Raw genomic sequence first — 21,040 nt, forward strand, 5'->3', positions numbered from 1 at the left:
GGGTCAGCTGGTGGGGCTGATAGCCTGCGCCCCAGCCCCTGGGAGTGTGGCTGGGGGGGAAGCCGACCTTTGCCGTGGCGGGAGCACTACTCAGCGGCGTCGTGATGACGGCGGTCGTGGCGGTCACCTGCGGTGTGCGGCCCGGAGCGGGGTGGGGGGCCGCCGCCCTGGCTGCTCTGCTCCTCGCGGTTGCTTACGCAGGCGCCCGGATGCTGCTGGCCGTGGTGGCCCGCAGCTATCTCCCGGCTGCCTTCTCCTCGGTGATGATCGGGTTCATTTCCTGGATGTTCGGGGGGGCCATGGTCCCCGTCGCCCACTTGGGCGGTCTGATGGGTTTTGCTTCAACCGTCAGCCGTGTCAATCGCGTGGCGGGCACCTTTCTCCCCTCGACCTGGGCCATGACACCCTGCACCCGTGAGGCGGAAGTCGCCGGCCGGCGCTGCGGCGGCCCGGCGTGAGCCTAAACGGCTTCCACCACCAGGGCGATGCCCATGCCCCCGCCGATGCACAGGGTGACCAGCCCGCGCCGCGCACCCCGGGCCCGCATCTCGTAGAGCAGCTTCACCAAGAGGATAGTTCCGGTGGCACCCACGGGATGTCCCAGGGCGATGGCCCCTCCGTTGGGGTTGACGCGCGGATCTCCCTCAAGGCCCAGTTCCTTTAGCACGGCCAGGGACTGAGCAGCAAAGGCCTCGTTGAGCTCGATGAGGTCGATCTGATCGAGACCCAGGTGTGCCCGTTCCAGGGCCAGGCGCGTGGCCGGTACCGGACCAATCCCCATGTAACGCGGGTCGACCCCCGCCACCGCCCACGAAACCACCCGTCCCAGGGGCTCCAGGCCGCGGGACTCCGCCAGGTCGGCGGGGATGAGCACCACCGCCGCCGCCCCGTCGTTCATGGGGCAGGAGTTGCCCGCCGTCACGGTGCCCTCCTTCTTGAAGGCGGGGGCCAGGCGGGCCAGGGCCTCCATACTGGTGTCGGGGCGCGGAGACTCATCCCGGTCGAAGGGGAGGGGCTCCTTGCCCTTGGGCTGGGGAACGGGGACGGCCACCACCTGCTCGCGGAACCGACCCTCGGTGAGGCCCCGCACGGCCTTACGGTGACTGGCCAGGGCAAAGGCATCCTGCTCTTCCCGCGAGATGGCGTACTTTTCGGCCAGGTTTTCCGCCGTGAGCCCCATGTTGACGTAGCCGAACAGTTCGGTGGGCGAGCAACTCTCCGCGTTGCGCACGAAGGGGTCGTACATGGTGATGTGCCCCAGCCGGGCCCCCCACCTCATCTCGTTGGCGTAGTAAGGAGCGCCCGACATGCTCTCCGCCCCGCCCGCCAGCACCACCCGCGCCTCACCGCAGATGATGGCCTGGGCCCCTGAGATCACCGCCTGCAGCCCCGACCCGCACTGGCGGTGGACGGTGTAGGCGGGCACTTCCACGGGGATGCCGGCCCAGAGCGCCGCCACCCGGGCCAGGTTGGGGGCCTCGTTGGTCTGGAGCACGCATCCCATGATGACGTCGCCCAGCTCGCGCCCCTCCACGCCCGCGCGCGCGAGCGCCTCCACCATCACCCGGGCACCCAGTTTCTCGGGCGGGACCTCCCGCAGCGCCCCGCCGAACCTGCCCACCGCGGTCCTCACCGCAGACACGATGACCACCGGGGTCACTCCCTACCCTCCCCCCTCATCTGCAGCGTGATGCCCGCGGTCAGCGGCCCTTGAACTGAGGCTTACGCTTGCCCAGGAAGGCCGAGATTCCCTCCTTGGCGTCCTCGGTGCCAAACAGGTGCAGGAACCCGGCCACCTCCGTCTTGAGGGCCTCGGGCAGGGGTTGCCCCAAGCCCTCGAACACGACCTTCTTCATGGTGGCCATGGCCACCGGCGCCTGGGCGGCCAGCTTGCGGGCCAGGTTCCTGGTCTGGGCCATCAGCTCCCCGTCCGGCACCACCCGGTTTACCAGCCCGATACGCTGGGCCTCGGGACCCTTGATCATATCCCCGGTGAGGAGCAACTCCATGGCCCGCCCCTTGCCTATCAGGCGCGGCAGCCGCTGGGTGCCACCCCACCCGGGCATGATGCCCAGGTTGATCTCCGGCTGCCCGAAGCGGGCCGACTCCACCGCCACCCGGATGTCGCAGGCCATGGCCAGCTCCAGCCCCCCGCCCAGGCAGGTGCCGTTAATGGCGGCGATGACGGGCTTGGGCAGGGTCTCGATGGCGGTGAACAGGGCATGGCCGCTCTCGAGGAGTTCGCGGCCCGAATGCTCATCGAGGGCGGGGAACTCGGAGACGTCCGCTCCGGCGATGAAGATGTAGTGCCCGGTGCCGGTGATGATGACCACCCGCACCTCCTCGTCCCGCGCCGCCTCATCTATGGCCTGCCGGATCTCCCCGATGGTGGCCCGGCTGAGAGCATTGGCGGGAGGCCGGTTCACCGTGACGGTCAGCAGGGGCGGTTCCCGATCAACCAGGATGTTGTTGTACGCCATGTCCTCTCCCTCCTTGAAGTTCGGGACTACTCCTCGGCACCTGCGTATTCGAAGAAGCCCTTCTGGGTCTTCTTGCCCAGTTCACTGCGCGCCACCATGGTGCGCAGCCTCTCCGGTATGGCGAAGGCCTCCCCGTAACGCGGGTACAGTTCCTCCAGCCTAGCCAGTATCACATCGAGCCCCACGTTGTCCGCCCAGGCGAGGGGACCCTTGGGATATCCGGCCCCGGCCCGCATGGCCAGGTCGATGTCCCGGGCGCTGGCGATCCCCTCTTCCAGCAGCCGGCAGGCTTCCACGAAACCGGCCAGCTGGAAACGGTCCACGAGCAACTGGGCCTGCTTTTCGTCCACGATGCCGCCTCCTCCCTACTTCGTGTACGTGTAGAACCCCTGACCGGACTTGACCCCCAGTCTGCCCTCTTTGATCATGTTTTCGAAGTGGGCGGGGGCAGCGAAACGCGGGCCCAGGGTCTCCAGGGTCCTGCACACGTCCAGCACCACGTCCAGGCCCAGGGTGTCCGCCAGGCTGAAGGGGCCCATGGGCACCCCCGCCTTCTCTTTCACCACGGCATCCACTTCCTCGTAGGGCGCTCCCGTCTCGTGCTGGAAGTGGATCACCTGCATCATGGCCGCCAGCAGGATGCGGTTGACCAGGAAGCCCGGGCACTCCTTCACCCGGACGGGGAGCTTGCGCAGGCTTTCCACGAACTCCACCGCCGTGTCGAGGGTCTCCTCACTGGTCTCCCGGCCGGCGATGACCTCCACCAGCTTCATCACCGCTGCCGGGTAGAAGAAGTGCATCCCCACCACCCGCTGGGGCCGGGAGGTGGCCGCCGCCATCTCCGTGATGGAGAGGGCGGAGGTGTTAGAGGCCAGGATGGCCGTGCTGGGGGTGGCCCGGTCCAACTCCGCGAACACCCGCTTCTTGAGGTCCATCTTCTCGGGGACGGCCTCCACCACCAGGTCCACGTCCCCGAACCCGTCATAGCTCAGGGTCGGGGTGACGAGGGCCATCTTCTGGTCCATCTCGGCGGTACTCATGCGTCCCCGGTCCACCCGGCGCTGGTAGATGCCGCGGATGCGCTCCACACCGCGATCGAGCATGGCCTGGTCAACGTCCTTGAGTACCACGGGGAGGCCGCTCCAGGATATCACCTGGGCGATCTCGGCCCCCATGGCCCCCGCCCCCACCACCGCCGCCTTGAAGATGTACATGCTCTGTTCCTCCTTCGCTAACGACGCTCCAGGATCACGGCGCCACCCTGCCCCCCGCCCACGCACATGGTGGCCAGGCCGTACCGCACGTCCCTCCGCCGCATCTCGTGGGCCAGGGTGTTGATGAGGCGCAGCCCGGTGGCCCCGATGGGGTGTCCGAGGGCCAGGCCGCCACCGTTCACGTTGGTGATTTCCTCGGAGAACCCGAGCAGTTCCCGGCAGGCCAGGTACTGGGCCGCGAAAGCCTCGTTGATCTCGATGAGGCCCACGTCACCCAGTTCCAGCCCGGCCCGGGCCAGGGCCTTCCTGGTGGCCGGGACCGGCCCGATCCCCATGACCTTGGGGTCCACCCCGGCGAATCCCCAGGACGTCACCCAGGCCAGTGGCTCCAGGCCCAGCTCGGCGGCTTTGCTCTCCGACATTACCAGCACACCGGCGGCGGCGTCATTCATGGGACAGGAGTTCCCCGGCGTCACCGTGCCACCCTTCCGGAACACCGCCGGGGCCAGCGCCAGCCGCTCGAGGGACAGGCCTGCCTGCGGGCCCTCGTCCTGCACCACGACCTCGGGCTGGTCACCGGGCCGCCGGGAAGGCACCGGCACGGGCACGATCTCGTCCTTGAATTTACCCATGCGCTGCGCCCGGAAGGCCTTCTGGTGGCTGGCCAGGGCCACCTCGTCCAGTTGCCGCCGGGTGAAGCCGAACTGGTCCACCAGGTTCTCCGCCGTCTCCCCCATGAGCAGCCCCGAGAACCCGTCTGTGAGGCCCTCCCACAGGGCATCGGAGAACACGCCGTGGCGCAGGCGCAACCCCCAGCGTGCCCCGTATACCTGGTAAGGAGCCTGGCTCATGTTCTCCGCCCCCAGGGCCATCACCACTTCGGCTTCCCCCAGCCTGATCAACTGGCTGGCGCACACCAGCGATTGCAGGCCGGCCGCACAGTTGCGCTGCACAGTGAAGGCGGGGACCTCGAGGGGAAACCCGGCAAACAGGGAGATCTGCCGCGCCACGTTGGACTCCTTGGGCAACATACCACCCACACCGCATATCACCTCGTCCAGCAGGGCGGGATCGAGCCGGGCCCTCTCCGCCAGAGCCTTGGCCACCACCACGCCCAGCTGGGTGGCCGACATGTCCCGGAATGCTCCCCCGAAGTTACCCACCGGGGTGCGCGCTGCAGCAACTATTACCGCTTCTACCATGCCCATTCCTCCTTACCAGCAGAGACTCCGACCAACTTGCCGGGAGAAGCTCCGACCAGTTGCGCGGGCACAAGGAATCTCGCCCCTGCCGGTCGAATCCATGCTACCTCCGGTTGCGGAACCGGGGGCCGGTCGGGCGCGACCTGCCGGGCTGCCCTGCCAAACAGCCGCCGGGAGATCGTCTTTCCTGTCGGCTCCGGACCGGCCCCGGCTCCTGCCCATGGGGCTTCAGCCCTCGGGCTGGCTCTTCTTCTGCTTCTCTTCCTCCGCCAGCAGGCGACGCAGCACCTTACCCACGATGGTCTTGGGGAGTTCGGAGCGGAACTCCACCAGGCGCGGCACCTTGTACGCCGCCAGATGCTGGCGGCAGAAGGCCTCGATTTCCTCCCCGGTGGCCTGTTCGCCTTCCTTGAGGACGATGAAGGCCTTCACCGTCTCCCCGCGGTAGCGATCGGGCACGCCGATGACGGCCGCCTCTTTCACCTTGGGATGCATGTACAGGACCTCTTCCACCTCACGGGGATAGATGTTGTAACCGCCGGCGATGATGAGGTCCTTCTTGCGATCCACGATGTAGAAGAAGCCGTCCTCGTCCATGCGGGCCACGTCACCCGTGCGCAGCCAGCCATCCTTGAGGGTGGCCCGCGTCTCCTCGGGCCGGTTCCAGTAGCCCAGCATCACCTGGGGGCCACGTACCGCCAGCTCGCCCACCTCACCGGCGGATAGCTGGCGCTCACCGGTCTCCAGGTCCAGAATGCAGCAGTCGGTGTCGGGGAAGGGAAGGCCGATGCTCCCCACCTTGCGCATGCCGTAGATGGGGTTGCAGTGGGTGACCGGCGAGCTCTCCGAAAGGCCGTACCCTTCCACCAGCTTTCCCCCCGTGAGGCCTTCGAACTGCTCCTGGACTTCCACGGGTAGGGGAGCAGAGCCGGAGATGCAGGCCTTGATGGAGTTCAGGTTGTACTGCTTCACCTCGGGGAAGTTATTGATGGCCACGTACATGGTGGGCGCTCCCGGGAACAGGGTGGGCTTCGTCTGCTGGATGGTGTCCAGGACGTCTTTGGTCACCCACCGGGGCAGCAGGATCATGGCATGGGCCCCCGCCACCGAGAAGTTCATGGCGGCGGTCATCCCGTAGGAGTGGAAGAGGGGCAAGATGGTCAGGCAGCGCTCCGCTCCCCGCTCCGCGGTGGGAACCCACTCGGCGGTCTGCAGGGCGTTCACCACCATGTTGTAATGGGTGAGCATGGCTGCCTTGGGGATACCCGTCGTCCCTCCGGTGTACTGGAGCACCGCCACGTCCCGGCGGGGGTCCACCTCCACCCGGGGAGGATGGGGCGGCGCCGCCAGGGCCTCCCGCCAGCGGTGGATGGCAGGACCCCAGTCCACCTCGACGGCATGGCCTTCGCGCCTGGCCTTGATCGGGTACAGCAGGTTGAGGGGAAACTTGAGGCCGTCGGCGATGCTGGTGACGATTACGTGGTCCAGATGCACCTTCTCCCGCACCTTTTTCACCCGGGGGTAGAACAGGTCCAGGACGATCATCACTTTGGCCCCGGAGTCATTGAGCAGGTATTCCAGCTCCCGCTCCACATACATGGGGTTGGCCGCCGCCACCGTAGCCCCGGCTCGCAGCACCCCGTAATAGGACACGGGGAACTGGGGGACGTTGGGCAGCATGACGCACACGCGGTCGCCCTTCTTCACCCCCAGACCGGACAGGAAGGTGGCCATGCGCGCCACCCGCTCGCCTAGCTGGCGGTAGCTGGTGCGAGCACCCATGAAGATCATGGCGGGGTTCTCGGGGTGGGTGCGCACGGCTTCCTCGAGCAGGCCGGTGATGGGGATGAGCGGATACTCTATGTGCTGCCTCACGCCTTCGGGATAGTTCCGGACCCAGGGCCGGGCCTTCAGCTCGCTGGCGTCGGTTTCCTGCTGGGGAATACGCTCTGCCTCCACGGCGCAATCCCTCCTATCTCACAATTCACGGCGCTGACATGGACAGCAGTGTGCGCAGGACCTCCCGGGGCGGAAAACGGACGATGTAATCCGCTATCTGCCCCAGGTTGCTGTCCTGCTCGGTCGTCACCGCCACTACCAGCTGGCTCTTCTGCACCGCCGCGTTATGGGCGGGCGAACCCCTCACCCCCAAACCAAGATAGAGGACGGGAGCCAGCGGGCCCGCCGCCTCCACTGACCACTCCGCCGGGGCCAGGCCGGCCTCCACCGCCTCCTTCTCCGCTCCCAGGGCCGCCCCCCAACGCCGCGCCAGTTCCACCGCCTCCGCCACCGCTTCCGCCGAACCCAGCTCGATCCCCACCCCCAGCACCACCCGGGCCTTGCCCAGGGGAACCTCCTTATGCAGGGGCGTCCGCTCCCGCACCTCCTCAACCTCCCGAGGCAGGCCACCCACTTCCAGGTGACGCACGCTGCCCGTGCGACTCCGATCCAGAAGGCCCGAACGCGCGCCCCACGGGACCAGGGATACCACCGCAGGCTGGCGACCGCACACCACCGTCTGTCTGAACCTGCCCCCTGCCACCGCCCGTACCGCCCGCAGCGCCTGCTGGCCGGGCGCCCACTCCACTGCCTCGACGCGGGAGGCCACTCCCGCCTCGAGAAGAACGGCTGCCCGGGCCAGCCCGGCCTCGTGGTGGGGTTCCGCCAGACCCAGGATGGCAACCGGGCTCTCCCGGGCAGCGGCAGAAGCGAGCAGGCGGAACCCCGCCCCTTCCCCTTCCAGCACCAGGACCTGGTCCGCTCCCCGGGAGAACAACTCCTGGCTGTCGAAGCTGTTGCCGGGGACGACCGCCGCCACCTGATAATCCCCCTCGTCAGCCAGCACCCGGGCTACTCCCAGGACGCCTGCCGGGTCACGGGCTTCCGGGAGATACACCCAGATGGCCCTCCTGCCGCCCAGAGAAGGCCGCACTTCCGCCCCGGGCTGCACCAGGGCCCCCTCCGGGCAGGGCGGGATGCAGGCGCCGCAGCCCGTGCAGCTCTCCGCCACGACGGCCACGCCTTCCACCACTTCGATGGCCCAGAACGGGCAGGCCGCCACGCACTCCCCGCAACCGGTGCACCTGCCGGCTATGACCTCGATCTCGACCATCACAGCACCCGCCTTTCCCGCAGCCGCGCCAGCAACAGATGGCAGGCTTCCTCCACCGTGGATGCCTCCAGCGCCTCCCGCAGGGGACGGCGCCGTTCCGCCGACACCAGGGCATGGGCCGTCACCAGAGACGCTGGCGCTGGGGCTTCCACCACTTCCAGGGGGGCCCGCATGGCTCTGGCCAGGGCCATCACCGAGGGTCGGGCCGGCCGGGGCGCGTCCTCACCGACGGTGAGCAGGGCCGGAATGCCCAGCCGCACGGTGACCCGCTGGGCACCGTGGTGGCACTCCACCACCAGGGCCTCGTCCTCGCGCCGGACCCCCACCACCCCGCTGGCCAGGGGCAAGCCCAGCAGCTCCGCCAGCATGGGACCCACCGCCGCCCGGCCCTGATCCTCCGACGCCCCTCCGCACAGGATCGCTTCTGCCGGGTGCTCCCGCAGGTAACCGGCCAGAACCCGCGCCGTGCGCCCGGGGTCGGGATCCAGCCAGGGTTCCGCCGATAGCGGGTCGGCCCGGTGCAGGCGTACCGCCGCCGTCGCTCCCAGGGCCAGGGCCTGGCGGAGGGCGGCTTCGCCCTCCGGCCCCATCCAGGAGAGGACGGTCACTTCGGCCCCCAGTCCCCGCGCCAGCCCCACCGCCGCCCCCTCGGCGGCGGCCAGCTGCCGCTCGGCCTCGGTACCGTCTACCACTCCCATGGAAAACACGACCTGGGACTGCACCGGCACCGGCCGGACGCACACCACGGCCCGCATCTTCACTTCCCCGCCTTCAGGAGATCGCGGGCGATGACCAGCCGCTGGATTTCGTTGGTACCCTCGTAGATCTTGAGGATGCGGGCATCGCGGTAGGCCCGTTCCAGGGCATACTCCTTCATGTAGCCGATGCCGCCGTGAACCTGCACGGCCAGGTCGGCCGCCCTGTTCGCCAGCTCCGAACAGAAGGTCTTGACCATGGCGGCCTCCCGGGAAACCCGCAGCCCCTGGTCCGCCTTCCAGGCGGCGTGGTAGGTCATGAGCCGGCCGGCATGGGCCCCCATGGCCATATCCACCAGCATCCACTGGATGGCCTGGTTCTCGGCGATGGGCCGGCCGAACTGCACCCGGGTGTTGGCCCAGGCGATGCTCATCTCCAGGAGCTTCTGGGTCGCCCCCACCGCCCCCGCCGCCAGGCCGATGCGGCCCATGTCCAGGGCCTTCATGGCGGTGATGAAGCCCATGCCCACTTCGCCCAGCACGTTCTCGGCGGGGACCTCCATGCTTTCGAATATCAACTCGGCGGTGTGGGAGCCGCGCAGGCCCATCTTGCGGTCGACCTTGCCCACCTTGAACCCGGGGAAGTCCTTCTCCACGATGAAGCCGGTGATGCCGCCGCGGGCACGCAGCGCCGGATCGGTGAGGGCGTATACGATGATGATGTCGGCGATATCGCCGTTGGTGATCCAGATCTTGCTGCCGTTGATGATGTACCGGTCCCCGCGGCGCTCCGCCCGGGTGGCCAGGTTGGCGGCATCGGAGCCGGCATTCGGTTCGGTGAGGGCGTAACAGGCGATCTTCTCCCCGGCACACATGGGGGGCAGGTACTTCTGCTTTTGCTCCTCCGTTCCGCCCAGGAGGATGGACATGCCCGCCAGCTCCACATGGGGGGCCAGCACGTTGGAGAAGGCGGCGTTGATGCCCCCCAGCTCCTCCAGGAGGACGGCCATGCCCAGCTCACCCATGCCCCCGCCGCCGTACTCCTCCGGGAAGGGCAGGCCGAAGAAGCCCAGTTCCCCCATCTCTTTGATGATCTCGGACGGGATCTCGTCTTCCTCCTCCACCTTCTCGGAGATCGGCTGCAGACGGTCGTTGACGAAATCCCTGACCATCTTGCGCAGGATCTCCAGTTCCTGAGGCAGGTTGAAGTCCAAGCGGAGTCCCCCTTTCTGAGTGGTACGGTCCACCATGGGGTGACACGCAAGAATCGTGCCAAAAAGCGCATGCTCCCTTTGAGCCACCCCTTCGCGCCAGGCCGTCGGGCCATCCACATGCGGTGGGCCGTTGGGCGATCCACCTGCTGGGGCATTGCGCCATCCCCCTTCGGTTGCCTCCGGAGTGTCCCGCCGGGGCGCCGGGCTGTCAGGAAAGCGGGACAGGTGTCCTCCAGCGCGGACAGGGGCCGGGACAGGTGGCGGCCCCGGCAAAGGATCGCAGGAACGTATGTAGAATCATTTCACTGATTGCCAGTTGCCGGAGGGGCGCCGGTGCTCCTGATCGCCACCTGCCGCAGCGGCGCCGGTGCACCCGATTGTCACTTACCGGAGGGTCGGCGGTGCGCGTGCGTGACGTCATGTCCGCCGTCCGGGGCACCCTGCACCCCTGGGATTCCCTGGAGGGGGCCCTGCGCCTGTTCGGGGATGCCAAGGCGGACGGGGTGCCGGTGGTGGACGGCCAGGGCAAGCTGGTGGGAATCCTGACCCGGTCCCACTTCTACCGCGCCCTGCTGCAAGGTTGCAGCCTGCAGGAGGCGGTGGATTTCCACATGTCCGCAGCAGTGGTGGCCATCGGAGCCGATGCCTCGGTGGATACCGTGCTGGACCAGGTGCGCAGCATCCGGGTGGGCCAGGTGGTGGTGTGCGAGCAGGATGGCCGCCCGGTGGGCATGCTCACCAAGGTGGATGTGATCCGGCTCCTGCTGCGGGAAACCGACTTCCTGACCGGCGAACTGCTCGGGGTACTGGAGGCCATGCACGCCGGGGTGGTGGCGGTGGATCGCGAAGGCCGCGTCACCCTGGTGAACGCGGCCGCCACCGTCCTGCTCGGACGCACCCGGTCCCAGCTGGTGGGCAGGGCGGTGGCGGAACCCATGCCTCATGCCCCCCTCTCGGCCGTCCTATCCACCGGGGAACCGGTCCTGGGCCGGCGCCTGGAACTCGGGAACGGGCGGCGGGTAATCGTGAACACCACCCCCATCCGCCTGGGCGAGCAGGTGATGGGCGCCATCGCGGTGATCGAGGATCTCACCGACTACGAAGCGGTGGCCCGGGAGCTGGAAACCACCCGCCGCCTGCAGGAAACCCTCGAGACCGTGCTGGAGACCGCATACGACGGCATCGCCGTGGTGGACGAAGAGGGCGTGCTCACCATGGTCAATCAGGCCATGGCCGATTTCCTGGGGGTGCGTCGCGAAGACGTCCTGGGGAAACACTGCAGCCAGGTGCTGGAGGGAACCCATCTTCCCGAAGTCTTGCGCCGGGGGGTGGGGGAATACGCCCGGGTGGAAAACATCCGCGGGCGCAGGTATGTGGTATCCCGCTTCCCCATCGCCCGTGATGGCCGGGTAGTGGGAGCGGTGGAGAAAATCATCTTCCGCAACCTGGAGGAGTTGCGCCGCCTGGCGCGCCGGCTGGACGTGCTGGAAGGCCAGGTGGCCTACTACAAGGGGGAACTCGAGCGCTCGGGCGGGGCCAGGTACAGCCTGGACGACATCGTGGGCGCGAGCGAGGCCATGCAGCGGCTCAAGCGCGAGGTAGAGCGGATAGCCCAGGGGAGCTCCACCGTCCTGATCCTGGGCGAGAGCGGCACCGGCAAGGAGCTGCTGGCCCATGCCGTTCACCGCTCAAGCCCCCGCCGGTACGGCCCTTTCGTGAAGGTGAACTGCGCCGCCGTACCGGAGGAGCTCCTGGAGTCGGAGTTCTTCGGGTACGCTGAGGGTGCCTTCACGGGAGCCCGTAAGGGCGGTAAACCGGGGAAGTTTGAGCTGGCCTCCGGCGGCACCCTCTTCCTCGACGAGGTGGGTGACATGTCGCCCGCCTTGCAGGCCAAGATCCTCAACGTACTCCAGGATCGCGAGATCGTGCGGGTCGGGGGTACCGGGGCCATTCCGGTGGACGTAAGGGTGGTGGCCGCTTCCAACCGGGATCTCAAGGCCCTGGTCCGGCAGGGTCGCTTCCGCGAAGACCTGTACTACCGCCTGAACGTGGTGTGCCTGCACGTACCTCCCCTGCGGGATCGCCGGGAGGACATCCTGCCCCTGGCCCGCCACTTCCTGGCGCGCTACGCTTCTCTGGCCGGCATCCGCCTGCCCGAGATCTCCACCCAGGCCGCCGAGGCCATGCTGCGCCATGACTGGCCGGGCAACGTGCGGGAGCTGGAAAACGCCATCGAGCGGGCCCTCAACCTGGAACTGGGAGACACTCTGGAAGCCTGGCACCTCCCCGATGCCGTGGCCGGTGGCCCGGCCCTCCCGGACCCGGGGCGGTCGGGCACCGCTCACCGGTTTTCCAGCGCGCCCATCCGGGACACGCTGAGGGAAGCGGAGTCGCTGGCGATCAGCCGGGCGCTGGAACAGGCCGGGGGAAACAAGGCCCTGGCGGCCCGGCTCCTGGGGATGAGCCGCTCGCGGCTGTACGAGAAGATCAAGCGTTACGGCATTACCTGAGAGCTCAGCCGCAGTTCCCTTGAAACCTCAGCCGTAGCTCCTTTGCATCAGCGCGAGCAGGCGGGGGGAAGGAAAAGAAAAGCCCCCCTGGCGGGGGGAACCTGCGGAGAGCCGATGTCGTGCTGGCGAACCTGGCCTGTCAGGCTGCCTGTCCTACCTGCTGCACCTCGACGTCGTAGTCGCTTCCCGCCAGCCGAAGGTGCAGGTGCAATGAACGCGAGCGGGCAGGGGTCCTGTCAGATGAGGCGACGTACGCTCCCTGCTCCCTTGCCGTGGTGCCCGTTACGTCCGTTTCCGCGTAGCCTGATTCGTCTCGGGCATCTTCCTCTGCTGCGTAAGGTGGGGCGGCATGTGCTGCCTGTGGTGCGACCCTGGCTGCATCGACGTTTCGACCCTGGTTCAGTTCTCTTTGCCGGGAGGCGAGGTCAACCACCTTGGATAGGGCGAACAGAATGCTCATCGCTGCGACCAATCCTGCTACAGTTACTGCCAGCCCGAGCGCGATATGGATGTTGTCCATCTACCCGCCTCCCTGCCCGACCTGCCCCAACCGTACCACGTTACCCTGCCCGCTCGCGAAACCGTTTTTCGCCTGCCTGCCCAGAAAACGCAGGATCTGCCGACCCGAGTGCTCGAGGTGCTCGCGCATGAGAGCTTCCGCGGCCGCCCCGTCTCCCCGTTCCAGTACCTCCAGGATGTGCCGGTGCTCTTCCAGCACCTCCGCCGGGCTGCCCTCGGCCTGCAGGCTGAGCCGGCGGAACCGGGAGATGTGGTGATCGAGCACCTGCATCAGGGAGGCGAGCCGCGTGTTACCCGCCACTTCCATGATGGTGTTGTGGAACACGGTGCTGGTCCGCACCAGGAGATCCAGGTCTCCCCCCCGCCGGGCCTCCTCCCCTTCCCGGATGGACGCTGCCATGCGTTCCCGGTGCTCCGCCCGCAGCCTGCCCGCGGCCAGCCGGGCGGCCAGGCCTTCCAGGACGCTGCGCACGGCGTACACCTCGGCCACATCCCGCAGGTCAACCCCGGCCACCGCCATCCCACCGCGGGGATGGCGCCGGGCCAGACCCTCATGCTCGAGCCTGCGCAGCGCTTCCCGCACGGGGTTACGGCTGATGCCCATCTCCTGGGCCAGCTTCGCCTCTACCAGCCGTTCGCCCGGAGCAAGCTGGCCGGAGATGATGGCCTCCCGCAGCACCTGGTAGGCGCGGTCACGCAGGGGAACCGATTCAGGGATCTCAAGCCTCAGGCTGGCCAACCGCCTGCACCTCGTCGCACACCTTCACTGCTGCCCTTACCCACGGAGTATACGGTATACCGTCTACCCTAACGGTATCGTATCCACTCTGAGGCGGGCAGTCAACTCCACCAGAGCAGCATGGCGGACCCTGTGGCGCCTCCACAGTCGGTGCAATCACGCCACCGCCTCACTACGTCACCTTTCTCTGTGGCTCGCCTGATCTCTGCGAATTCTTCAACCCTCAACCCCAGGCCTGTCCCGTCCCGGGGCGCCTGCCAGCCGGCCTGCACACCGGGACTCGCCCGCCGCGCCGGCGGAAGGCCGCCAGGCTACCCTTTCAGGCGGGCGACGGTGGCACCCTCGCCTCCCTCACTGGCATCGGCGAGGCGGAAGGACTCTACCTCAGGGTGGTTGCTCAGGAATTCAGCCACGGCGCGACGGAGGACTCCGGCCCCCTTGCCATGGATGATGCGCACCGTCTTCTGGCCCGCCAGGATGGCATCGTCCAGATACTTACCCAGGGCATCCAGGGCCTCGTCCACCAGCATCCCCCGCAGGTGAAGCTCGGGAGAGACCTCGCGCGCCTTGCGCACGGCCAGGTCTCCGGCCGGGCGGCCGGCCGTCTCCGCCGGCACCACCTCCGCGAGGGGCACGCGGGTGCGCATGATGCCCACCTGCACCTCGACCCGGCCCTCGGCGTCGGGGGGCGAAATCAGGTAGCCCTCGCGGCCCGACTCCAGGAGGCGCACCCTGCTGCCGGCCAGGAGGGGTTCTCCTCCCCGCGCCGCCACGCCCGCGGTTTCCGCCCCCGCTTCCCGGCCTGCAGGCGGCGATGCCCGTGGGGGAACCGATTCGTCGAGCCATGCCGGCAGGGGTCCCGGGCTGTCGCCGGGAGCCCGGGCGGGCGGGGCCTCCAGCGCCTGGGAGCGCTCGCGCAGGAGGCGCAGGGTACGGCGGGCCTCCTCCAGGGCGGCCTCCCGGCCGCGGCGATCCTCCTCCCGGGCCGCCTGGCGCAGGGCCCGGCTCACCTGCTCGACTTCCCGGCGCAACCCCTCCACCATTTCCTGGGCGCGGGTCCGCGTCCGGGCCAGGGTGGTTTCCTGGCTCTCGCGAAGGGAAGCGAGCAGGCGCCGTGCCTCCTGCCGGGCCGTCTCCGCTTCCTGGCGGGCGCGGCGGGCGGCCTCCAGCTCCTGGGCTGCCCGGGAGCGGTCCTCGGCCAGTCCCGCCAGCAACGCCTCTACCCGCTGCTGATCGGGGGAAAGAAGGGAGTGGGCGCGCGCCACTATCTCCGGCGTCAACCCCAGGCGGGCGGCGATGGCGAAGGCGTTGGAGAATCCCGGGGTGCCGATTCGCAGGCGGTAGGTGGGCTCCAGGGTCACCGGGTCGAACTCCACTGCCGCGCTCTCCACGCGGGGGTGAGCGTAGGCGAAGGCCTTGAGCTCGCCGGAATGGGTGGTCGCCACCGTGCGGCATCCCGCCCGCTGCAGGTGCTCCAGGATGGCCATGCCCAGCACAGCTCCCTGGGCGGGATCGGTACCCGCTCCCAGCTCGTCCAGCAGGACCAGGGTGCCGGGGGCGGCGTCCTCGATGGTAGCCACGATACTGCGCATGTGGGAAGAGAAGGTGCTCAGGTTCTGCTCGATGGACTGCTCGTCGCCGATATCGGCGTGCACCCGGCGGAACACAGCCACCTCGCTCCCGGACCCGCAGGGGATGTACATCCCGGCCTGGGCCATGAGGGTGAGCAGGCCCACCGTCTTCAGGGCCACCGTCTTGCCCCCGGTATTGGGGCCGGAGATGACCAGGGTGTCGAACTCCTGACCCAGCCGGATGTCAATGGGGACCGCGCCCCGCCCGAGCAGTGGGTGGCGCGCCCCCGTGAGGTCGAGGCGGCCGTCCTGGTTCAGAGAGGGCCGGGAGGCCGCCAGCGAACGGGCGTAATGCGCCCTGGCCAGGGCCAGGTCCAGGTGGGCCAGGGCATCCAGGGCACCCAGGAGGTCCGAGCCGTGGGCACCCACCCGGCCGGACAGCTCGGCCAGGATGCGGGCCACCTCCTCCCGCTCTTCGGCAGCCAGGCGGCGCAGTTCGTTGTTCAGGTCCACGGTGGCCATGGGCTCGATGAACAGGGTGGCCCCGCTCGCCGACTGGTCGTGGATGATGCCCGGCACCTGGGCGCGGGCCTCGATCTTCACCGGCAGCACGTAACGGCCGTCCCGGACCGTGATGATGGGCTCCTGCAGGTGGCGCAGTAACTGGGGCGACCTGATGTAGGACTCCATCTGATCCCGCAGTCGGCTCTGCAGGAGGCGCATGCTGCGCCGGATGCGGTGCAGGCGAGGACTCGCCTCATCGGCCACCTCCCCCTGGGGGGTAATCGCGCTCGTAATGCGGTTTTCCAGGTCGGGCAGGCTGACCAGCGCCGCCCCCCACCGGGAAAGCCGGGGAGCGCGCTCCCGATTTTCTTCCAGAAGGCGCCTCACGCGACGGGAGGCGGCCAGGGTGGCGGCCACGTCCAGCAGCTCCGATGGCTCCAGAGCAGCGCCCACCTGGGCCCGGGCGATCTGGCGGCGTACGTCCCGCACCCCGCCCAGGGAAAACCCCTCGTCGTCCAGCGCGACGGCCTCCGCTGTCTCCTCCAGGCTCTCCTCGACCCGGGGGGCATCGGGCGACGGCAACAAAGACAGGGCCAGTTCCCGTCCCCCCTGCCAGGAGGTGTGCTCGGCGAGCTGGCCCAGGATTCTGTCGTACTCAAGCACCCGCAGCGTATGCTGCCCGGCTACCGGTTTCTCCTCTCCCAAGTCAGAAGGGCCTCCTTCAGGTCGAGCCCACCCCCGTAACCGCCCAGGCCCCGGCTGCCCACCACCCGGTGGCACGGCACCAGCAGCGGCCAGGGATTGGCCGCGCATGCCCGTCCCACGGCGCGCGCGCCCCGCGGGCTGCCCACGCGGGCGGCCACCTGGCCGTAGGTCAGCGTCTCGCCGGCCCGGATCTCAAGGAGCAGGCGCAGCACCCGGCCCGCGAACGCGGACACGCGCTCCCAGGCCAGATCCTCCACCGGCACCGGGGAGGTGCCCCGGGCGTCCCGGCAGTATTCCTCCAACCACGCGGCCGCCCGGTCGAGGAAGGCACTCGCCCCGCCCGCCGCGGGGGAGCCGGGATGGCCCTCCACCCCACCCGCCGCGAGGGAGCCGAGCTCCCGGCGCACCTCATCCGGTGAGAGCAGGGGAAGGGTAATCTCCTCCAGCCCTCGAGACGAGGCGGCCATCCCCACAAACCCCCACGGTGTCCTCACCACCCGAATTGACCTTGCCGTCATCCTCCGCCCTCTCCCCCCGCCTTGGTGGCCTCTCCCTCCTCTGCTTTCAAGAGCAGGCGGTGGATCTCCTGCCGGGTGCGCTCCAGGTTCTGCTGCAGCACCTGATCCAGCCGCTGGAGCGTCAGGAGCTGGGCGTCCTTGGGAGTGACGGGCTGGGCATCCCTCTGCTTGAGTACGCTGATCTGGCCTGTGGGCTCCAGATACGCTTCCTTCACGTCCGCCAGGTTTTCGACTTCCTTCTCCCGCAGGGCGATGGCAAGGTCCTCCAGAGTGACCCGCTCGCGGGTCAGACCCTGCATCTGGGGCTGGCCGTCCTTGACCAGCAGGGTGGAGGTGCCCTGGGTGATGTTCTCCAGGGTCCTGGACTTGGTGTTGGCCCAGGTGAGGAGGAGTTGCAGCAGCCCCAGCACCACGACCGGGATGAGCCCGTGGTAAATGGCCCTCTCCTCGGTGACAGGGATGGCCACCATCTCGCCTATCATGATGATCACTGCAAGATCGAATGGTGCCAATTTTCCTACAGATCGCTTGCCCATCAGGCGGACGATGAACAGCACCACTACGTACAGGATAACTGCCTGCCACACCAGCCGGAGTATCTCCGTGGCGATCGGTCGCAAGGTAGCCACCTCGACCCTAGTATGCGCTCACGGGCGGAACAGGCCCTCCATCCCCGGGCACGCGCAACGGGACGCCCGCGAACGCAACCAGATACTTGACATGATCAATAGTTGTCATTATCATGGGGTTGGAGGTGGGCGCTTGCGGGAAAGGGATGCGCGTGCCCAGCGACTGCGCGAGCTCTTGAGACGGCTGGTGCGGGGCATCGGCCTGCTCGAACGGGGCGATGCGGCCTGTTGCGGTATCACCCTGTCGCAGTGCCATGCGCTGGGTGAGCTGGCAGCACAGGAAGGGCTGACGCCCGGTGAACTGGCCGCCCGGCTGGGTGTCGACCCCAGCGCGGTCACCCGCATCACGGACGCCCTGGTCCAGCAGGGACTGGTGCGGAGGGAAGGCGATCCCTCCGACCGCAGGGTGGTGCGCCTGATGCTCACGCCCGAGGGCGGACACCTCTGGGCGCAGGTGCAGGAAACCATGCTGGACCGGTCCCGGTCCCTCCTCGGCCTACTTCCACCGCACCGCCAAGTGGTCGTCCTCCGGGCACTCGAGCATGTGGTCGAGGCTCTGGAGCAGGAAGGTCACCTGCTCCGGTGCGCGGACAAAGGGGGAACATGTCATGGGCAGCAAAGAGCTCGAGCAGTCGATACTGGCCCGGTATGACGCGATGGCACGGCGGTATGCGCAAGCCCACGGCCATGTGGGGTCGGCCGGGTGCGCCGGGGATGCAAGCGGGCTGGGCTGCGCTCGCCTGGCAGATCTGATCGAGCTCTTCCCCGGGGAGACGGTGCTGGACGTGGGGAGCGGGCCGGGCCTGGAGACAATTGCCCTCGCCCGGCGAGTCGCTCCCGCACCGGGCTTCGGGCTGGACAAGGAACGGGTGATGAGGGAGATCTGCCGGGCCCTGCGTCCCGGGGGGAGGTTGGTGATCGCCGACCTGGTGTGGCTGAGCAGGCCCCCCTCCTGGGTGAGGAGTGCCCCCGAAGCATGGGCCTGCTGCATAGGAGGAGCCCTGGAGGCGACCGAATACCTCGGGCTCCTGGAGCGCGCTGGCTTGGGAAGCATTAAGTTGCGGACCTCCGACTGCGCGGCCGGGCTGGCCAGCACCCTGGTCACCGCCCGCAAGCCGGGAGCCCCCGGTCTGGACTTCCAGGTCAGGGAGGCACAGCCGGAGGACATCGATCTGGTGCTGCGCATCCTGGACGCTGCCCGCCTGCCCACCGCCGGTGTGGCGGAGCACCTGCCCTCGTTCCTCCTGGCCTGCACCCCGGACGGAAATGTGGTGGGCGTGGTGGGGCTCGAGCGCTACCACTCATCGGCCCTGCTACGCTCTCTGGTGGTGCTACCCTCCTGGCGGAATCAGGGCCTGGGCCGGTGCCTGGTGGCGTCCCAGCTTGCCCGGTTGACCCCCGGGACCCCCGTGTACCTGCTCACCACCGGAGCGGAAGCATACTTCCGCTCCCTGGGCTTCGAAGCGATTCCCCGGGACCAGGTGTGCCCGGAAGTGAAAGCCTCCGCCGAGTTCCAGGGAGCCTGCCCGGCGTCGGCAGTCGCCATGCGCTCAATCGCTCACCGGAACCCCGGCAAGTAACCCCGCCCGGCGGGGCCACCGCCCCGGGAAGCAGACCCTTGCCTGGCTCTTGACAGTCTCCTCCACCCTAGGAGTGCGCTTCAAAACCCCCTGCGAGCACCATCAGGCGGCCCTCTCGTGAGCCCGGTTTCCACTTCTGGAAACATCCGCCTGGAAACATCTGTTTGGACGGTTGGGCCGGGACATGGTAAAATGCAACCGTAGCAACGATTTCGGGCAAGGTGGGCGGGTAGGATGCTGGGCTACGTCAACACCAACTGGCACGTGGAGGACACCTGGGGATGGATGGACCGCATCCCCAAGAGGTCCTTCTGGGCCCGCTTTCACAGCTGGGCCTGGGAACAAGGCAATTTGAAAGACGGGGAGTTCGCCCAGCTTTACTCCGACATCGGCCGGCCATCGGTGAGCCCTGCCCAGCTCACTGCCGCGATCCTCATCCAGCTGGAGAAGGAGCTTTCCGACCGGGAGCTTGAGGAGGCCACCCTGTACGACGACCGGGTGAAGTACGCCCTGGGCATGTCGCGCAACGGCCCGGGGCTTGACGCGGTGACGTTGTGCCGCTTCCGGCAGCGGCTGATGGCTGCTGACGGCGCCAAGATGCTGCTTGACAAAGTGGTGGCCGTCGGGAAGGAGCGGGGGCTGATCTCGGGAGAGACGGTGGCCATCGTGGACACCTTCCTGGTGGAGGGTTCGGCGGCCAGGCAGGACACCATCACCCTCATCCGGAGGGCGGTGGCCATGGTGCTGAAGGTGGCTGGTTTCCACGAGTGCAGGGAGGAGTTGGAGCAACTCCTGGAGCGGAAGGACTACGGCTCGCCCAAGAAGCCGGCCATCGACTGGTCGAACCCCGATGAGAAGCAGGCCCTGGTGGAGAGCCTGGTCAAGGACGCCCGGAAACTGGTGAAGGCGGTGCGCGAGAGGGGCGATGCCCCGGAAGAACTGAAGAACGCGGCCGGCTTCCTGGAGCGGGTGGCGGAGCAGGACATCGAGGAGGACGGCGAGGGCAGGATACGCATCCGCCGGGGGGTGGCGAAGGACCGGGTGATATCCACGGTTGACCCCGAGATGCGGCACGGGCACAAGACCTCCTCCAACAAGACCGACGGGTACAAGGCGCATGTGATAGGGGACAAGAAGGGCGAGTGGGTCACGGGGATAGAAGAGGCCCCTGCCAATGCCCCTGACGCGGAGAAGGCGGAGGAACTGGTCGGGCAGCACAAGGCGCGGGTTGGCCAGGTTCCTCCGAAGTTGCTGGGTGACTGCGCCTTTGGTAACCCCGAGTTGCGGGAGAGGCTGCAGGCCAAAGGGGTGGAGGTGGTGGCGCCCGTCCCCCCTGCTCCCCGGCGGGACGGTCACTTCAGCAAGGACGACTTCGAGATCAACGTGGAGGAAGGGTATGTGAGGTGCCCGGCGGGGCAGGAGACGAGGACGCTCGCCTGGGGCAAGGATGAGCGCGGGCGCAAGATTCCCGTGTACAGGTTCCCGGCCGAGGTGTGCGCGTCCTGCCCCCTGCGGGCCAAGTGCACGTCGAGCAAGCTGGGCAGGCAGGTCAGGGTGCATCCCCGCGAGGAAGTACTGCAGGCCCTCAAGAAAGAGCAGAAGACACCCGAGTTTCGGGAGGAGTACAGGCAGCGGGCGAACATCGAGAGGATCAACTGTGATCTCAAGCGCCACGGTGCCCGCAAGGCACGGTACATCGGACGCATCAAGGTGAAGTTTCAACTGATGATGGCAGCCGTGCTTCACGACATCAAGCTCCTCCTGGCAGCCTTTGACAAGCAGCCTGGGGAACTCCCTGTACAGGGGGTAGTGTCGGCTTGAGCAGGGATGCAGGGACAGAAGGGGTGG

19 protein-coding genes are annotated in these 21,040 nt (G+C 68.1%); 5 read left to right on the forward strand and 14 right to left on the reverse strand.

Annotated features, from left to right (window positions below; genetic code table 11):
- Positions 1 to 74: 74 nt before the first annotated feature.
- Positions 75 to 458, forward strand: a complete 384-nt coding sequence (locus tag QME70_03300; protein MDI6893635.1) for a hypothetical protein — start codon at positions 75 to 77, stop codon at positions 456 to 458.
- Between the two features lie 2 nt (positions 459 to 460).
- Here the strand turns inward: QME70_03300 and QME70_03305 are convergent, their stop codons facing one another.
- From QME70_03305 to QME70_03345, 9 genes are all read right to left on the reverse strand, one after another.
- Positions 461 to 1,660, reverse strand: a complete 1,200-nt coding sequence (locus QME70_03305) for a thiolase family protein (GenBank protein MDI6893636.1) — start codon at positions 1,658 to 1,660, stop codon at positions 461 to 463.
- A gap of 40 nt (positions 1,661 to 1,700) precedes the next feature.
- A complete protein-coding gene (locus QME70_03310) occupies positions 1,701 to 2,480 on the reverse strand; it encodes an enoyl-CoA hydratase-related protein (GenBank protein ID MDI6893637.1) in 780 nt (259 codons plus the stop codon).
- 26 nt (positions 2,481 to 2,506) lie between these two features.
- On the reverse strand, positions 2,507 to 2,830 hold the full coding sequence (locus QME70_03315; protein ID MDI6893638.1) for a 3-hydroxyacyl-CoA dehydrogenase family protein: 324 nt from the start codon (positions 2,828 to 2,830) through the stop codon (positions 2,507 to 2,509).
- A gap of 15 nt (positions 2,831 to 2,845) precedes the next feature.
- Positions 2,846 to 3,694 carry a 3-hydroxyacyl-CoA dehydrogenase family protein gene (locus QME70_03320; GenBank protein MDI6893639.1) on the reverse strand — a complete coding sequence of 283 codons (849 nt, stop codon included), beginning with the start codon at positions 3,692 to 3,694 and terminating at the stop codon, positions 2,846 to 2,848.
- 17 nt (positions 3,695 to 3,711) lie between these two features.
- Positions 3,712 to 4,896, reverse strand: a complete 1,185-nt coding sequence (locus tag QME70_03325; protein ID MDI6893640.1) for a thiolase family protein — start codon at positions 4,894 to 4,896, stop codon at positions 3,712 to 3,714.
- 228 nt (positions 4,897 to 5,124) lie between these two features.
- A complete protein-coding gene (locus QME70_03330) occupies positions 5,125 to 6,855 on the reverse strand; it encodes a long-chain fatty acid--CoA ligase (protein MDI6893641.1) in 1,731 nt (576 codons plus the stop codon).
- A 25-nt stretch (positions 6,856 to 6,880) separates the two neighbouring features.
- The gene (locus tag QME70_03335) at positions 6,881 to 8,008 is read right to left on the reverse strand and encodes a 4Fe-4S binding protein (protein ID MDI6893642.1); all 1,128 of its coding nucleotides are present in this window, start codon (positions 8,006 to 8,008) and stop codon (positions 6,881 to 6,883) included.
- A complete protein-coding gene (locus tag QME70_03340) occupies positions 8,008 to 8,763 on the reverse strand; it encodes a hypothetical protein (GenBank protein ID MDI6893643.1) in 756 nt (251 codons plus the stop codon). The genes QME70_03335 and QME70_03340 overlap by 1 nt, the downstream gene beginning before the upstream one ends.
- Positions 8,764 to 8,765: 2 nt before the next feature.
- Positions 8,766 to 9,917 (reverse strand): acyl-CoA dehydrogenase family protein, encoded by a 1,152-nt coding sequence (locus QME70_03345; GenBank protein ID MDI6893644.1) that lies wholly within the window; start codon positions 9,915 to 9,917, stop codon positions 8,766 to 8,768.
- A 401-nt stretch (positions 9,918 to 10,318) separates the two neighbouring features.
- Between QME70_03345 and QME70_03350 the strand changes: the two genes are divergently transcribed.
- A complete protein-coding gene (locus QME70_03350; protein MDI6893645.1) occupies positions 10,319 to 12,427 on the forward strand; it encodes a sigma 54-interacting transcriptional regulator in 2,109 nt (702 codons plus the stop codon).
- Positions 12,428 to 12,566: 139 nt separating this feature from the next.
- On the opposite strand, the gene QME70_03355 is transcribed toward QME70_03350, so the two are convergent.
- The 5 genes from QME70_03355 to QME70_03375 form a co-directional block, all read right to left on the reverse strand.
- Complete coding sequence (locus QME70_03355) at positions 12,567 to 12,947, reverse strand: hypothetical protein (GenBank protein MDI6893646.1); 381 nt, start codon at positions 12,945 to 12,947, stop codon at positions 12,567 to 12,569.
- Complete coding sequence (locus tag QME70_03360; protein MDI6893647.1) at positions 12,948 to 13,685, reverse strand: GntR family transcriptional regulator; 738 nt, start codon at positions 13,683 to 13,685, stop codon at positions 12,948 to 12,950.
- 311 nt (positions 13,686 to 13,996) lie between these two features.
- On the reverse strand, positions 13,997 to 16,465 hold the full coding sequence (locus tag QME70_03365; protein MDI6893648.1) for an endonuclease MutS2: 2,469 nt from the start codon (positions 16,463 to 16,465) through the stop codon (positions 13,997 to 13,999).
- Positions 16,444 to 16,983 (reverse strand): methylated-DNA--[protein]-cysteine S-methyltransferase, encoded by a 540-nt coding sequence (locus QME70_03370; GenBank protein ID MDI6893649.1) that lies wholly within the window; start codon positions 16,981 to 16,983, stop codon positions 16,444 to 16,446. The genes QME70_03365 and QME70_03370 overlap by 22 nt, the downstream gene beginning before the upstream one ends.
- Positions 16,980 to 17,603, reverse strand: a complete 624-nt coding sequence (locus QME70_03375; GenBank protein MDI6893650.1) for a DUF421 domain-containing protein — start codon at positions 17,601 to 17,603, stop codon at positions 16,980 to 16,982. The genes QME70_03370 and QME70_03375 overlap by 4 nt, the downstream gene beginning before the upstream one ends.
- 142 nt (positions 17,604 to 17,745) lie before the next feature.
- Here QME70_03375 and QME70_03380 point away from each other — a divergent pair, with 142 nt between their 5' ends.
- The 3 genes from QME70_03380 (at position 17,746) to QME70_03390 (ending at position 21,013) form a co-directional block, all read left to right on the forward strand.
- Entirely contained in the window at positions 17,746 to 18,264 is a 519-nt protein-coding gene (locus QME70_03380) for a MarR family transcriptional regulator (protein ID MDI6893651.1), read from the forward strand.
- A complete protein-coding gene (gene arsN2, locus QME70_03385) occupies positions 18,221 to 19,192 on the forward strand; it encodes an arsenic resistance N-acetyltransferase ArsN2 (GenBank protein MDI6893652.1) in 972 nt (323 codons plus the stop codon). Before QME70_03380 ends, arsN2 begins: the two co-directional genes overlap by 44 nt.
- Positions 19,193 to 19,426: 234 nt before the next feature.
- Positions 19,427 to 21,013, forward strand: a complete 1,587-nt coding sequence (locus tag QME70_03390; protein MDI6893653.1) for an IS1182 family transposase — start codon at positions 19,427 to 19,429, stop codon at positions 21,011 to 21,013.
- The last annotated feature ends 27 nt before the right edge of the window (positions 21,014 to 21,040 follow it).

The sequence above is a fragment of the Bacillota bacterium genome (genome assembly GCA_030019365.1).
Lineage (GTDB): Bacteria > Bacillota > Sulfobacillia > JACIYH01 > JACIYH01 > JACIYH01.